At 66.4% G+C, this 14651-nt stretch carries 12 protein-coding genes; 6 read left to right on the forward strand and 6 right to left on the reverse strand.

The features are described 5' to 3' along the window. Nucleotides 1–27 precede the first annotated feature (27 nt). The 3 genes from ettA to FIV34_RS16750 all read left to right on the forward strand — a co-directional run bounded on the left by ettA (nucleotide 28) and on the right by FIV34_RS16750 (nucleotide 3071). Nucleotides 28–1686: an energy-dependent translational throttle protein EttA gene (gene ettA, locus FIV34_RS16740; protein ID WP_139984661.1), complete on the forward strand. Its 1659-nt coding sequence runs from the start codon at nucleotides 28–30 to the stop codon at nucleotides 1684–1686. 64 nt (nucleotides 1687–1750) lie between these two features. Beyond that, a complete protein-coding gene (pyrF, locus tag FIV34_RS16745) occupies nucleotides 1751–2569 on the forward strand; it encodes an orotidine-5'-phosphate decarboxylase (RefSeq protein ID WP_139984662.1) in 819 nt (272 codons plus the stop codon). A 118-nt stretch (nucleotides 2570–2687) separates the two neighbouring features. Beyond that, nucleotides 2688–3071, forward strand: a complete 384-nt coding sequence (locus FIV34_RS16750) for a helix-turn-helix domain-containing protein (protein ID WP_139984663.1) — start codon at nucleotides 2688–2690, stop codon at nucleotides 3069–3071. Between the two features lie 7 nt (nucleotides 3072–3078). Here the strand turns inward: FIV34_RS16750 and def are convergent, their stop codons facing one another. After that, a complete protein-coding gene (def, locus tag FIV34_RS16755; protein WP_139984664.1) occupies nucleotides 3079–3615 on the reverse strand; it encodes a peptide deformylase in 537 nt (178 codons plus the stop codon). A 170-nt stretch (nucleotides 3616–3785) separates the two neighbouring features. Here def and FIV34_RS16760 point away from each other — a divergent pair, with 170 nt between their 5' ends. Beyond that, a complete protein-coding gene (locus FIV34_RS16760) occupies nucleotides 3786–5861 on the forward strand; it encodes a carbon starvation CstA family protein (RefSeq protein WP_139984665.1) in 2076 nt (691 codons plus the stop codon). A gap of 5 nt (nucleotides 5862–5866) precedes the next feature. Next, nucleotides 5867–6055, forward strand: coding sequence for a YbdD/YjiX family protein (locus FIV34_RS16765; RefSeq protein ID WP_139986040.1), 189 nt, complete (start codon nucleotides 5867–5869; stop codon nucleotides 6053–6055). A gap of 59 nt (nucleotides 6056–6114) precedes the next feature. On the opposite strand, the gene FIV34_RS16770 is transcribed toward FIV34_RS16765, so the two are convergent. After that, on the reverse strand, nucleotides 6115–6804 hold the full coding sequence (locus FIV34_RS16770; protein ID WP_139984666.1) for a FadR/GntR family transcriptional regulator: 690 nt from the start codon (nucleotides 6802–6804) through the stop codon (nucleotides 6115–6117). A 150-nt stretch (nucleotides 6805–6954) separates the two neighbouring features. Between FIV34_RS16770 and FIV34_RS16775 the strand changes: the two genes are divergently transcribed. Then, complete coding sequence (locus FIV34_RS16775) at nucleotides 6955–8097, forward strand: aldose epimerase family protein (RefSeq protein WP_139984667.1); 1143 nt, start codon at nucleotides 6955–6957, stop codon at nucleotides 8095–8097. A 6-nt stretch (nucleotides 8098–8103) separates the two neighbouring features. Here the strand turns inward: FIV34_RS16775 and FIV34_RS16780 are convergent, their stop codons facing one another. The 4 genes from FIV34_RS16780 to FIV34_RS16795 all read right to left on the reverse strand — a co-directional run bounded on the left by FIV34_RS16780 (nucleotide 8104) and on the right by FIV34_RS16795 (nucleotide 14567). Then, nucleotides 8104–9009, reverse strand: a complete 906-nt coding sequence (locus FIV34_RS16780; RefSeq protein WP_139984668.1) for a DMT family transporter — start codon at nucleotides 9007–9009, stop codon at nucleotides 8104–8106. Beyond that, nucleotides 9006–9857 carry a glycosyltransferase family 2 protein gene (locus FIV34_RS16785; protein ID WP_246058659.1) on the reverse strand — a complete coding sequence of 284 codons (852 nt, stop codon included), beginning with the start codon at nucleotides 9855–9857 and terminating at the stop codon, nucleotides 9006–9008. The genes FIV34_RS16780 and FIV34_RS16785 overlap by 4 nt, the downstream gene beginning before the upstream one ends. Nucleotides 9858–9883: 26 nt before the next feature. Further along, entirely contained in the window at nucleotides 9884–13747 is a 3864-nt protein-coding gene (purL, locus tag FIV34_RS16790) for a phosphoribosylformylglycinamidine synthase (RefSeq protein WP_139984669.1), read from the reverse strand. 70 nt (nucleotides 13748–13817) lie between these two features. Beyond that, nucleotides 13818–14567 carry a DsbC family protein gene (locus FIV34_RS16795; protein ID WP_139984670.1) on the reverse strand — a complete coding sequence of 250 codons (750 nt, stop codon included), beginning with the start codon at nucleotides 14565–14567 and terminating at the stop codon, nucleotides 13818–13820. Nucleotides 14568–14651: the final 84 nt, after the last annotated feature.

A 14651-nucleotide genomic window follows, 5' to 3' on the forward strand; every position in this document is an offset into this window, starting at 1 on the left:
GGGTACGGCTATCCTGACGGAGCGTCCATGCAATACATCTACACCATGAACGGGGTGAGTAAGATCATTCCCCCGAAGCGCCACATCATCAAGGACATCTCGCTGTCGTTCTTCCCCGGCGCCAAGATCGGCCTGCTGGGCGTGAACGGCGCGGGCAAGTCCACGGTGCTGAAGATCATGGCGGGCGTCGACAAGGACTTCCAGGGCGAAGCCCGCGCCAACCCTGGCACCAAGATCGGCTACCTCGCGCAGGAGCCCGACCTCGACCCGAACAAGACCGTGCGTGAAGCGGTGGAAGAAGGCGTCTCCGAGGTACTGGACGCCCAGAAGCGCCTCGAAGAGGTGTACGCCGCCTACGCCGAAGACGGCGCGGACTTCGACAAGCTCGCCAAGGAACAGGAAGCGCTGGAAGGCATCCTTGCCGCCAACGACGCGCACGCGCTCGAGCGCCAGCTCGAAGTCGCCGCCGACGCGCTGCGCCTGCCGCCCTGGGATGCGAAGATCGGCCCGCTGTCCGGTGGTGAGAAGCGTCGCGTGGCCCTGTGCCGCCTGCTCCTCTCCAAGCCCGACATGCTGCTGCTCGACGAACCGACCAACCATCTGGACGCCGAGTCGGTGGACTGGCTCGAAACCTTCCTGCACGACTACCCGGGCACGGTCGTCGCGGTCACCCATGATCGCTACTTCCTCGACAACGCCGCCGAGTGGATCCTCGAGCTGGACCGCGGCCGTGGCATCCCCTGGAAGGGCAACTACACCGAGTGGCTGGAGCAGAAGGACGAGCGCCTGAAGCAGGAAGCCAACCAGGAGAAGTCGCGCCAGAAGGCCATCCAGAAGGAACTGGAGTGGATCCGCACCGCCGCCAAGGGCCGTCAGTCCAAGGGCAAGGCGCGTATCAACCGCTTCGAAGAGCTGAACTCGGTCGAGTACCAGCGCCGCAACGAAACCAACGAGATCTTCATTCCGCCGGGCGAGCGCCTGGGCCAGGAAGTGATCGAGTTCAAGAACGTCACCAAGTCGTTCGGCGACCGCGTGCTGATCGAAGACCTTTCGTTCAAGGTGCCGCCGGGTGCCATCGTCGGCATCATCGGTCCGAACGGTGCCGGTAAGTCCACGCTCATGAAGATGATCATGGGTAAGGAAACCCCGGATACGGGCGAAGTGAAGCTGGGCCACACGGTGAAGCTCGCCTACGTCGACCAGTCGCGTGACGCGCTGGATGGCTCGAACAACGTCTGGCAGGAAGTGTCCGGCGGTTCGGACATCCTGACCATCGGCAACTTCGAGATCCAGTCGCGCGCCTACATCGGCCGCTTCAACTTCAAGGGCACCGACCAGCAGAAGATCGTCGGTTCGCTGTCCGGTGGTGAGCGTGGCCGCCTGCACATGGCCAAGACCCTGCTCCAGGGTGGCAACGTGCTGCTGCTCGACGAACCGTCGAACGATCTTGACGTCGAAACGCTGCGCGCACTGGAAGACGCCCTGCTCGAATTCCCGGGCAGCGCCGTGGTCATCTCGCATGATCGCTGGTTCCTCGATCGCATCGCCACGCACATCATCGCGTTCGAAGGCGACTCGCACGTCGAGTTCTTCCCGGGTAACTACAACGAGTACGAAGCCGACAAGAAGCGCCGCCTTGGCGACGACGCCGGCCCGAAGCGCGTGAAGTACAAGAAGCTGGTCTGATCCAACGGGCCGGTACCGTCCCGGTACCGGCCTTGCCCCTGCACCCGACACAAGCGAAGCCACCATGAACTTCATGACCGCCCTGAAGGACGCCTGGCGTCGCAATGATTCCCTGATCTGCGTGGGCCTGGACCCGGAACCGGGTCGCCTGCCGGCTGGCCTGTCGGGCGAGGAAGGCATCTTTACCTTCTGCCGCGACATCGTCGACGCCACCGCGGGACTGGTCTGCGCGTTCAAACCGCAGATCGCCCACTTCGCCGCCCAGCGCGCCGAAGGGGTACTCGAACGGCTGATCAAACATATCCATGACAAGCATCCAGGCATCCCGGTGATCCTGGATGCCAAGCGCGGCGACATCGGCTCCACCGCGAAGCACTACAGCGTAGAAGCTTTCGATCGGTACGACGCCGACGCCGTGACGCTCAACCCCTACCTGGGCAAGGATTCCATTGATCCGTTCCTCGCCCACGCGGACAAGGGCGTCATCCTGCTCTGCCGTACATCCAACCCGGGCGGCGCCGATTTCCAGGCGCTGGACTGCGGTGGCGAGCCGCTCTACCTCCGCGTGGCCGAAACCATTGCCAGGGACTGGAACGGAAACGGCAATTGCGCCCTCGTCACCGGCGCCACCTGGCCGGAAGAACTAGGTCGCGTGCGTGCGGTTGTGGGTAAAATGCCCCTACTCGTCCCGGGCATCGGCGCCCAGGGCGGTGACATCGCCGCCGTCATGGAGCACGGCCAGACAAGCGATGGCACCGGCCTGATGATTTCGTCCTCCCGCGCCATCCTCTACGCCAGCAGCGAAGGCGACTTCGCTTCCGTAGCACATCGGGCGGCGGATGAAATGAGAAAATCGGTCAACTCGTTTCGTTCGAAAGGCTGAAAACGAAAAGCAGTCGTAAATTGCACGACTTGGCAACTGTCAAGGGCTTACGCTTGTGGCTCGGGCTATCAACAATACCGGGTCTTTTGCGCCTTAAAAGCGTTCCGCCGGAGTTGTTATGCCACTCACCAACCGAGGTTTTTCTCAACGCCTGCATGTCGCGCTGGACATGGCTGGCGTAAAGAAAGGCCGCGGCCGCATTACCCAGCTGGCCGATCTCTTTGATGTCAGCCGGGAAACGGCACGTAAGTGGCTCAGCGACCTTGGCCTGCCGGAACTCGAGCGCCAGATCGATATGGCCGTCCGCTTCGGCGTGAACTTCGAATGGCTGGCCACGGGCCGCGGCTCGCCCAGCGGCGCCACCGGCGTCAAGGAGAGCCCCGCGCTCTACCGTGCCGACTCCCGCGAGCAGCTGCGCCTGGTCGGCCTGGTCAGCCGCCTGCCGAAGGAGCGCCGCAAGGCCCTCCTCGTCATCGTCGAAGCCTTAGCCGAAGCCGAGTAACCGGGGATCAATCGTCCCCGATATCCATCCCCGGGAAGAGCACCTCGGTAAACCCGAACTTCGCGAAGTCGGTGATCCGCGACGGGTATAGCCGTCCGATCAGGTGGTCGCACTCGTGCTGCACCACCCGCGCATGGAACCCTTCCGCCGTCCGATCGATCGGCTGGCCCTGCGGGTCGATGCCCTGGTAGCGGATCAGCGAGTAGCGGTTCACGGCGCCGCGCAGGCCAGGCACCGACAGGCACCCTTCCCAGCCCTCTTCCATGTCCTGCGACAGCGGGGTGATCACCGGATTGAGCAGGATGGTCTCCGGCACCGCCGGGGCATCCGGATAGCGCTCGCTGCTGTCGAAGCCGAAGATCACCAGCTGGAGGTCGACGCCGATCTGCGGCGCCGCCAGGCCCACGCCACCGGCGTGATGCATGGTGTCGAACATGTCGGCGATGAGCTCGTCCAGCGCTTCCGACCCCACCATGTCGTCGGGAACGGGAGGTGCGACGCGCAGCAGGCGCTCGTCGCCCATCTTCAGGATCTCGCGAATCATCGGCAGGCCGCGGGGAGTGGGGATGGCCCCAGCATGGCGTGAGTGGCGCACGGGCTCAAGCCCGCAAGGCCATTCGACCAATGGCTAATACATCCGCGCCCCCGGAATCATTGACCCCCACGGGCGCGGGGGTGACCCTTGTGGCTACCGCAAGGGGAGTCAAAAAGACCATGCACAGCGCCATTCCCAAACCCAGTCCCGCCGGGAAGATCCTCTGGGTCGTCATCGCCATCATCGGCGCCTGGTGCCTCGGCGTCGTGGCCCTGCGCCGCGGTGAACCCATCAACGCCATCTGGATCGTCACCGCCTCAATTGCGGTGTTCCTCATCGGCTACCGCTTCTACAGCCGCCTGATCGCCACGCGCGTACTGCAGCTGGATCCGAGTCGCGCCACACCGTCGGTGTTGCGTAACGACGGCCTGGACTACGTGCCGACGGACAAATGGGTGGTGTTCGGCCATCACTTTGCCGCGATCGCCGGCGCCGGCCCCCTCGTCGGCCCCGTGCTCGCCGCCCAGATGGGCTACCTGCCCGGCATGCTGTGGATCCTGGTCGGCGTGGTCTTCGCCGGCGCGGTGCAGGATTTCATGATCCTGGGCCTCTCCCTGCGCCGTGACGGCCGCTCGCTCGGCCACATGTTGCGCGAAGAACTCGGCGAGGTACCTGGCGTCATCGCCATGGTGGGTGTGCTGGTGCTGATGATGATCGTGCTCGCCGTGCTCGCGCTGGTCGTGGTCAAGGCGCTGACGCATAGCCCCTGGGGGACGTTCACCGTCGCGGCGACCATCCCCATCGCGCTGCTGATGGGCCTGTACCTGCGCTATTTCCGCCCGGGGCGCATCCTCGAAGTGTCGATCATCGGCCTCGTTCTGCTCCTGGCGTCCATCTGGTTCGGCAAGACCGTCAACGACACGCCGTCGCTTGCCGTGCTGTTCGACTACGACGCGAAGGCCCTGGCCTGGTGGCTGATTGGCTACGGCTTCTGCGCGTCGGTGCTGCCGGTGTGGCTGCTGCTCGCGCCACGCGATTACCTTTCCACCTTCCTTAAGATCGGCACCATCCTGCTGCTGGCCCTGGCCATCTTCCTCGCCGCGCCCACCCTGCAGATGCCCGCGGTCACCCAGTTCATCGACGGCACCGGGCCGGTGTTCCAGGGCAACCTGTTCCCGTTCCTGTTCATCACCATTGCCTGCGGCGCCGTCTCGGGCTGGCATTCGATCATCGCCTCGGGCACGACGCCGAAGCTGCTGGCGAACGAAGGCGAGGCACGGCTGGTGGGTTACGGCGGCATGCTGATGGAGGCCTTCGTCGCCATCATGGCGCTGATCGCCGCGTCGTCGCTGCATCCGGGCGTGTACTTCGCCATGAACTCGCCGGGCGCGCTGGTGGGCACCACGGTGCAGGACGCCGCCACCGCCATCAGCGGCTGGGGCTTCATCGTAACGCCGGCGGAACTGACGGACACCGCGAAGAATATCGGTGAATCCACCATCCTCGGCCGCGCCGGTGGCGCCCCGACGCTGGCGGTGGGCATGGCCCAGCTGCTGCACGGGATCATGCCCGGCGAAGGGATGATGGCACTGTGGTACCACTACGCCATCCTGTTCGAAGCGCTGTTCATCCTGACCACCGTCGATGCCGGCACGCGCGTCGGCCGCTTCATGATCCAGGAACTGGCGGGCATGGCGTATGCGCCGCTGAAGAAGACGGATTCATGGGTGAGCAACATCCTCGCCACCGTCATCTGCGTCAGCCTGTGGGGCTACTTCCTCTACCAGGGCGCCGTGGACCCGCTGGGCGGCATCAACACCCTGTGGCCCCTGTTCGGCATCGCCAACCAGATGCTCGCCGCCATCGCACTGATGCTGGCGACGGTGGTGACGGTGAAGCTGAAGCGCGAGCGTTACGTCCTGGTGCCTGCGGTGCCGGCCGTGTGGCTGGTCGTGTGCACGCTCACCGCCGGCTGGCAGAAGCTGTTCGACGAGAAGATCAGCTTCACCGCGGTGATGCACAAGTATTCCGATGCGGTCGACGCCGGGAAGCTGCTGGCGCCGGCGAAGTCGCCCGAGGAGATGCAGCGGATCATCGGTAATGCGCGCGTGGACCTGATCCTCACCAGCCTGTTCATGCTGCTGGTGCTGACGATGCTGTTCTTCTCGCTGCGGGTGATCGTCCGCGCGTGGCGTGCGAATCATGCGACGGCGCATGAGGAGCCGTACGTGGCCCTGTCGAGCGTGGTGCCGTGAGTACGCTGGCGCGGCGCTCGTTCTGGCAATGGGCGGTGCAGACGGCGCGGTTGTGCTGCGGGGTGCCGGATTACGATGTGTATGTGAGGCATTTGCGTGAGCATCATCCCGAGCGCCAGGTGCCGACGTACAAGGAGTTTTTCCGCGAAAGGCAGGAGGCGCGCTACCGGGGGACCGGAGGGCGCTGTTGCTGATAACGAAAAGGCCGGCTTGATGCCGGCCTCTTTTTTTGGCGTTTCGAGTGGTCGCGGGGTTACTTCTTCCGGCCCTTGCGCATGTTGGCGCGTGAGTCGTCGATCATCGTGCGCATGGCCTGCGCAGCTTCGTTAGGACGGCGACGACGAATAGCTTCGTACACCGCGCGATGGTGCGGTAGCGCGTACTTGAAGTTCTTCGCCGAGCGCGCGGACATCACGAAGAACGTGGCCAGTGCCGTCTCGATCACCGAAAACAGCGAGCTCAGCAACTCGTTGTTGGTGGCGGCCAGGACGGCCTCGTGGAAGCGCAGGTCTGCCTCGGCCCATGCATCGAGGTCCGCGGATTCTTCCATCGCATCCAGCGCCTCGCCGATGGCGGCAAGTTGCTCGGGATCGCGGCGGCGGGCGGCAGCCATGCACGCGGCGGGCTCAATGATCTCGCGCATCTCGACGAGCTTGCCGACGAAATCCTCGGTGGGCATCGCGGCGCAGCGCCAGGTGAGTACGTCGGGATCGAGGTGGTTCCAGAAGCGGGGGTCGCGAACGCGCATGCCCGTTTTCTGGCGGGTTTCGATCAGGCCTTTCGCGGCGAGCACCTTCAGCGCTTCGCGGAGGATGGTGCGGCTGACCTCCATCTGTGCGGCGAGCTGGGCCTCGCCGGGCAACGGATCACCCGGGTGCAGTTTCCCGCCCACGATGGCGCTGCCGATCTCCTCGACGACCTGGCCGTGCAGGTTTCGTGTCATTGCCGCCTTTGTTGCCATCGCGCGCCCCTTCCGCGTCCCTAGCCGGTGCATCCTAGCCATCTTTTCGCCCGCGGCCTTGACGCAGCGCAGCTTGTCAATTGTCCGACAAATATGCTTTTGTCGGCTAAGTCATGACAGAGGGAGTGGAAGATGCGCAAGCTATTGGCCGTGGCCATCACGGCATTCCTGTTCGGCGGCGCATCGGCCGCGTCGGCCGGCGAGGCGAGCAAGGCCTCCTTCGGCAGCACGCCGGATGGCAAGGATGTGACGGTCGTCACGCTCACCAACGGCAAGGGCGTCACGGCGAAGGTCATATCGCTCGGCGCCGCCCTGTACGCCCTGGATATCCCTGATCGCAACGGCAAGGCCGGCGACGTGGTGCTTGGCTACCCCGACCTGAAGGGTACCTTTGAGAAGCCGCAGTATTTCGGCGACACCGTGGGCCGCTATGCGAACCGCATTGCCAAGGGCAAGTTCAAGCTCGACGGCAAGGAGTACACCGTCCCCGTCAACGACGGCCCGAACTCGCTGCACGGCGGCAAGCTGGGCTTCGACAAGGTGGTGTGGACGGTGGACAAGGTGGAGTCCGGTGCCACGCCCAGCGTCACGATGACCTACGTCAGCCCCGACGGCGACCAGGGTTATCCCGGCACGCTGACCGCCACGGCGACCTACACGCTCAACGACAAGAACGAACTGACCATCGAGTACACGGCGACGACGGACAAGCCGACCATCGTCAACATCACCAACCACACGTACTGGAACCTCGCAGGCGAGGGTTCGGGCAGCGTGATGGACCAGAAGCTGATGATTGCCGGCGATGCGTACCTGCCGACGGATGCCACCGCCATCCCGACGGGTGAAGTGCGCGGCGTGGCCGGCACCGACTTCGACTTCCGCAAGGCCAAGCCGATCGGCCGCGACGTGCGCGACGCGAAGGAACAGCAGATCGTGTTTGGCCGCGGTTTCGACCACAACTGGGTGATCTCGCGCAAGGAAGCCGCGCAGCCGCGCGAAGTGGCGCGCGTGGCGGATCCGAAAAGCGGCCGCGTGCTGTCGCTGTGGTCGGCGCAGCCGGGCCTGCAGTTCTACTCGGGCAACTTCCTCGACGGCACCACCTCGGGCAAGTCGGGCGGTGTCTATCGCCAGGGCGACGCCTTCGCGCTGGAGCCGCAGCTCTTCCCGGATACGCCGAACCAGCCTGACTTCGGTTCGGCGCGGCTGGACCCGGGCCACACGTACAAGAACGTGATGACCTACAAGTTCAGTACCGACAAGGCGGCGAAATAACCGGGGCTAGCCGGCCTCGTGGTGCAGCGCTTCCGCTGGCTTCTTGCGGCGGAAGCGTGGCGCCAGTTCCACCATGTACATGGCCACCATGACCAGCGCGCCGCCGAGCAGCATGCGCGTGGTGAGCACGTCGACACCGAGCGCCACCGCGAAACCCGCGGCGAACACCGGCTCGGTGGTCATGACGATGGCGGCGCGCGTCGCCGGCATATGGGCCTGCGCCCAGGTCTGCACCAGCATCGCCAGCGCGCCGGCCACCAGGGCCATGTAAATGATGCTGACCCATGCCTTGCCATCGGGCGGCAGGGCCGGCCCATGGTGCGGGAGCGTGGCGAGCAGGCAGACCACGGCGATACCGAGCATCTGGATGGCCGACATGCCGAAGGCGTCGCCGGGCTTCGACCAGTGCCCCAGGCCGACGATATGCAGCGCATAGAGCGCCGCGGAGCCCAGCGTCAGCCACACGCCGAGATCCACGCTGAAACCATTGAGCGCGAGCACGCCCAGGCCGACCATGGCGAGCAGCACCGCTACCCAGGTCGTGGCGGGCATGCGCTGGCGAAAGAGGGCCAGCGCCAGGAACGGGGTGAACACGACGTACATGCCGGTGACGAAGCCACTGACGCTGGGTGAGGTCAGCGCCAGGCCTTCGGTCTGCAGCCACTGCGCGACACCGTAGAGAACGCCCAGGGCGAGCCCGCGCTGCAGCTGTGCGCGGCCCAGGCGACGCACCGGCCCGGCAAACAGCACGAGCATGGCGACGGCGGCGATGGTGAAGCGCACGGCCAGGAAGTCGATCGGCAGCATGCGGCCGACGACGTCCTTGATCATGACGAAGGTGGAACCCCAGATGGCGGTCACCGCCAGCAGGCCCAGCGTCGCCAGGCCACTGCCCTTCGGCGCGGTGCTCATCGGCGTTTCCGCAGCAGCTGGCCCGGGATCTTCAGCAGGAAATGCGACCAGATGCCCAGCCACACGAGCCAGCGCACCAGCGGCTGTTTCGCCGCCGGATCATGCCGGCGGAACCACAGGTACATGCTGCGGTGCTTGTGCCGGCTGACGAACACCGGCCGGTGGCGGCTGGATCCGCCCTTGCCGTGCATGACGCGCACATCGCCGGCAAGCAGCACCTGGTAACCGTGGTCACGCGCGCGGCGGCACAGGTCGATGTCTTCGCAGTGCAGGAAGAAGGCTTCGTCGAAACCACCCAGCGTTTCGAAGACGCTGCGCGGCATCAGCAGGATGGCACCCGACACGACCTCCGCCGGGACGGCACCGGTGGGCAGCGGGCCGGTGATGTCGATGCCGGCCGAGCCGCGGCCCAGCTTGGTGGCCAGGGCGCGCGCCAGCAGCGGATCACGCCGCCGCGAGGCCGGATCCACGTGCCCGGCTTCGTCCTGTACGACGGCACCGACGATGCCGGTATGCGGCCCGACATGCGCCGCCATCCGCGAGATGGTATCGGGTTCGATCAGGCAATCCGGGTTCAGCACCAGCAGCAGCTTGCCGCGTGCCTGCGCGGCGCCACGGTTCACCGCCGGGCCGAAGCCGAGGTTGGCGCGGTTGTACACCACGCTGACCCGGTCATCGGCGGCATAGGCGCGATCCAGCGCCTCGGGCACGCCATCGTCCGAGCCGTTGTCGACAATGATGACCTGGACAGGGCGATCGCTCGCGAGGGCGTGTTCCACGCACTCGCGAGTGAGCGGGCCGCTGTCGGCCAGCACGATGATGACGCTGGTGAGATCGCCTGCTGTCACGGTCTTCGCTTCGTCCAACGCCTGGGTTACCCGACCCAGGCGCGCGCGTTGCGGAACATGCGCATCCAGGGCGAATCCTCACCCCACTGCTCCGGGTGCCAGCTGAGCTGGGCACTGCGGAACACGCGCTCGGGGTGCGGCATCATGATCATGACGCGGCCGTCCGCGGCGGTGAACGCCGTGAGGCCACCCGGCGAACCGTTGGGGTTCAGCGGGTAGTGCTCGGTCGGCTTGCCACGGTTGTCCACGAAGCGCGCCGCGGCGTGGCTCTTGGACGGGCTGCACACGTTGGGGAAGTGCACGCGGCCTTCGCCGTGGGCCACGGCCACCGGCAGGCGCGAGCCGCCCATGCCGCGCAGGAAGATGCTGCCCGAGTCGAGGATCTCGATCGTCGCCAGGCGCGCTTCGTACTGCTCGGACTGGTTGCGCAGGAACTGCGGCCAGTGCTTCGCGTCCGGAATGATGTCCTTCAGCTGCGACATCATCTGGCAGCCGTTGCACACGCCCAGCGCGAACTTGGAACCGTCTTCGAAGAAGCGGGCGAACTGCTCGCGCAGCGCGTCGTTGTAGAGGATGGAGGTGGCCCAGCCGCGGCCGGCGCCCAGCACGTCGCCGTAGGAGAAACCGCCGCAGGCGGCAAGGCCACGGAAGTCCTTCAGGTGGTAACGGCCCGACGCCAGGTCGGTCATGTGCACGTCCACCGCGTCGAAGCCGGCGCGGGAGAAGGCGGCCGCCATTTCCACCTGGCCGTTGACGCCCTGCTCGCGCAGGATGGCCACGCGCGGACGCACGCCGGTGGCGATGTAGGGTGCGGCGATATCGTCAGCCGGGTCGAAGGTGAGCTTCGGCGACAGGCCGGGGTCCGCGTCGTCCAGGCGCCATTCGCTTTCCTGGTCGGCGCTGTGCGGATTGTCACGCAGGCGCTGCATGGCGTGGCTGGTTTCGTTCCACGCGCGGAACAGCTCGGTCCAGTTCCACTTGAACGGCGTTTCGCCATTGAGGTGCAGCTTGATGCCGAGCTTTTCCTTCGGCCGGCCCACGTTGTGGGTCATGCCGGCGAGGTTGTGCTTCACCAGCAGCGCTTCGAAGGCTTCGCGGTTGGCGCTGGCCACCTGGACCACCGCGCCGAGTTCTTCGTTGAACAGCGCACGCAGCGTGGCGTCGGCCCAGCCGTCCAGGCGCAGGTCGAGGCCGCAACGGCCGGCGAAGGCCATTTCCAGCAGGGTGATGATGGCGCCGCCGTCGGAACGGTCGTGGTAGGCCAGCAGCAGGCCACCGCGGTTGGCTTCCTGGATCAGCTCGAACATCGCGCGCAGGCGCTTCGGGTCGTCCAGGTCGGGCGGCACGCCGCCGCCGCGGTTGAACACCTGGGTGAGCGCCGAACCGCCGAGGCGGTCGCGGCCTGCGCCAAGGTCGATCAGCCACAGGTCGGTGTCGCCGCGGTCGAGCTTGAGCTGCGGCGTGAGCACACGGCGCACGTCGTCGACGCGCGCGAAACCGGTGATCACCAGCGACACCGGCGACACGGTCTTCTGTTTCTTGCCGGCCTCGTCGGTCCACACCGTCTGCATGAACAGCGAGTCCTTGCCGACCGGGATGGCGATGTCGAGCTCGGGGCACAGTTCCATGCCCACGGCGCGCACGGCGTCGAACAGCGCCGCGTCTTCGCCGGGGTGGTTCACCGCGGCCATCCAGTTGGCGGACAGGCGGATCTCTTCCAGCTTGATCGGCGCGGCGGCCATGTTGAGGATGGCTTCGCCCACGGCCATGCGCGCGGCATCCGCGCTGGACAAAAGGGCCACCGGCGCGCGCTCGGCCATGGCCATGGCTTCGCCGGTATAGCCGTCGAAGTCGGTCATGGTCACGGCGACGTCGGCCACCGGCACCTGCCACGGGCCGACCATCTGGTCGCGTGCGTTCAGGCCGCCCACGGTGCGGTCACCGATGGTGATCAGGAAGTTCTTGCTACCGACGGCCGGCAGGCGCAGGACGCGCATCAGCGCTTCGTCCATGCCCATGCCGGTGAGGTCGGCCACCAGGTCCACGCGCGGCTTCACGCGCACCGCATCGCGATGCATGCGCGGCGCCTTGCCGAACAGCACGTCCATGCGCAGGTCGATCACGGTGATGTCGCGGCGCGGATCGCGCACGATCAGGCGCGCTTCCTCGGTGGCATCGCCGACCACGGCGAACGGGCAGCGCTCGCGCTTGCAGAAGGCTTCGAACGCGGCCACGTCTTCCGGGCCAATGGCCAGGACGTAACGCTCCTGCGATTCGTTGCTCCACACCTGCATGGGCGACAGCGTGGGATCGTCGCAGGGCACCTTCGACAGGTCGATGATGCCGCCGACGCCCGCGTCGTTGAGGATCTCGGGGATGGCGTTGGACAGGCCGCCCGCGCCCACGTCGTGGATGCTGACGATGATGTTCCTGTCGCCCATCGCCCAGCAGGCGTCGATGACCTGCTGGCAGCGACGCTCCATTTCCGGGTTGTCGCGCTGCACCGAGGCAAAATCGAGTTCCGCGCTGGAGGTGCCGGAAGCGACCGACGAGGCGGCACCGCCGCCCAGGCCGATCAGCATGGCCGGGCCACCGAGCACGATCACCTTGTCGCCCGGGCGCACGTCACGCTTCTGCACGTGCTGCTCGCGGATGGCGGCGAGGCCGCCGGCCAGCATGATCGGCTTGTCGTAGCCGCGGCGAAGGCCCTTCTCGCCGGTTTCCTGTTCGAACGTGCGGAAGTAGCCGCCGAGTGCCGGGCGGCCGAATTCGTTGTTGAACGCGGCGGCGCCCAGCGGGCCGTCACGCATGATTTCAAACGCGCTGGCCATGCGCGGCGGCAGCGGACGCGGCTGCTCCCACGGACGCGGCGTGCCCGGGATACGCAGGTGCGACACCGAGAAACCGGTGAGGCCGGCCTTCGGCTTGCCGCCGCGGCCGGTGGCGCCTTCGTCACGGATTTCGCCACCGGAACCGGTCGCGGCACCCGGCCACGGCGCGATGGCCGTCGGGTGGTTATGCGTTTCCACCTTGATCGCGTACGGCGCGTTTTCCTTCACCGTGCGGAACACGCCGTCGTTCGGATCGACGAACAGGCGGTTGCCTTCGTACCCGACCACGACCGCGGCGTTGTCCTTGTAGGCGGACAGCGTGAACTGCGGCGAGTGCTGGTGGGTGTTCTTGATCATGCCGAACAGCGAGGCGTCCTGCGGCTTGCCGTCGACGGTCCACGTGGCGTTGAACACCTTGTGGCGGCAATGCTCGGAGTTGGCCTGCGCGAACATCATCAGCTCGGCGTCGGTGGGCGCGCGGCCCATCTCGCTGTAGCGGTCCGAGAGGTAGTCGATTTCGTCGACGGCCAGGGCCAGGCCCAGTTCGCTGTTGGCGGACTCGAGCGCGGCGTGCGCGTCGCTGCCCAGCTCCACGCGGCCGAGGTCGCCCGGGCTGCCGGCCAGGAACAGCCCGGCGGCGTCGGCGATGTTCGTCAGCGGCGACTGCACCATCGGATCGCAGAAGGCGGCCATGACCTGGGCGTAGGCCGGGTCGGCCGAGCTCGGCATGCCGCTGACCTGCCAGGCCACGCCCCGCTCCACCCGGCGCAGGTCGAAACCGGCGCCATGGGCGATGTCGGTGGCCTTGCTGGACCACGGCGAGATGGTGCCCAGGCGCGGAACCACCCAGAACGCGGCCGGCTCGGGCTGGCCGGCCTTGGCTTCCAGCATGGCCAGCAGGCGCGCGCGGGCGTCGCCCTCGGGCGGCGTGGCGGCATCCACGAAATACACGAACCAGGCGGCCTGCACCCGGGTCCCATGGTGCAGGGACTCAAGGTGGGCGTTCAGACGTTCGAGGCGAAATGGCGAGAGGGCGCTCTGCCCGTCGAGTGCGATCATGCGGGGGGAATAGGCGCTGGAGGAAAACGCCTATTCTACATGATGTTGCGGGACAGCACGGGCGGCGCTATCAGCCGCCCTTGATGCTGCCAGCGGGGGCGTTCACGGCCTTCAGCAGCTGCTCCGGGGTGAGGTAACCCCCTACCACGTCGCCATTTTCGGTCACCACGGTGGGGGTACCGTTCACGCCGAGGCGCTCGCCCAGCTCGAATTCGTCCTTCACCGGGTTGGTGCAGGTGGCCGCCTTGACCGAACCGCCCTTCATCGCCTCATTGAAGGCGTTCTTCCGGTCCGACGCGCACCACACCGAGACGGCCTTGGTGTACGAGGGGGTGTCGTTGCCGCCGGTGGTCTTGATGCCTTCGCGCGGCCAGAACACGTATTCCACCGCGATGCCCTGCTTGTTGAACTCGTCGATATGCGAGTGCAGCTGGCGGCAGAAGCCGCAATCCACGTCGGTGAAGACGGTGACGGTGTGCTTGGGATTGGCCGGCGAGTAGATCAGGCGCTGCGAGGCGGGCACCTTGGCCAGGGCGGCCTTGCGGGTGGCGGACCAGCTCGCGGCGGAAAGGTCGGTCTGGTTCTTCAGGTCGATGAGATTGCCGTTGAGCATGTAACGGCCATCGGCGCTGACGTAGACCATGCGGCCCGAGGCCACCACCTGGTAGAAACCGGGCATCGGCGACGGCGCAATGGTGTCCACCTTGATGCCTGGGCCAAGGCCTTCGACGGCGTCGCGCACGACCTTGGTGTCATCGGCGGCAACGGCCGTCATGGCGAACGCGCCAGCCAGGATCGCCGGGAGGATTTTCTTCAACATCGGGTACGGCTCCATGGGGTACCGGGGGAGTTCGCAGGCCGTGCTTTGGAACGCGCGGCACGCGATCGGTTCCCCCGATTGTGG

This window comes from Luteibacter pinisoli (assembly GCF_006385595.1).
In the GTDB taxonomy this organism is placed as follows: domain Bacteria; phylum Pseudomonadota; class Gammaproteobacteria; order Xanthomonadales; family Rhodanobacteraceae; genus Luteibacter; species Luteibacter pinisoli.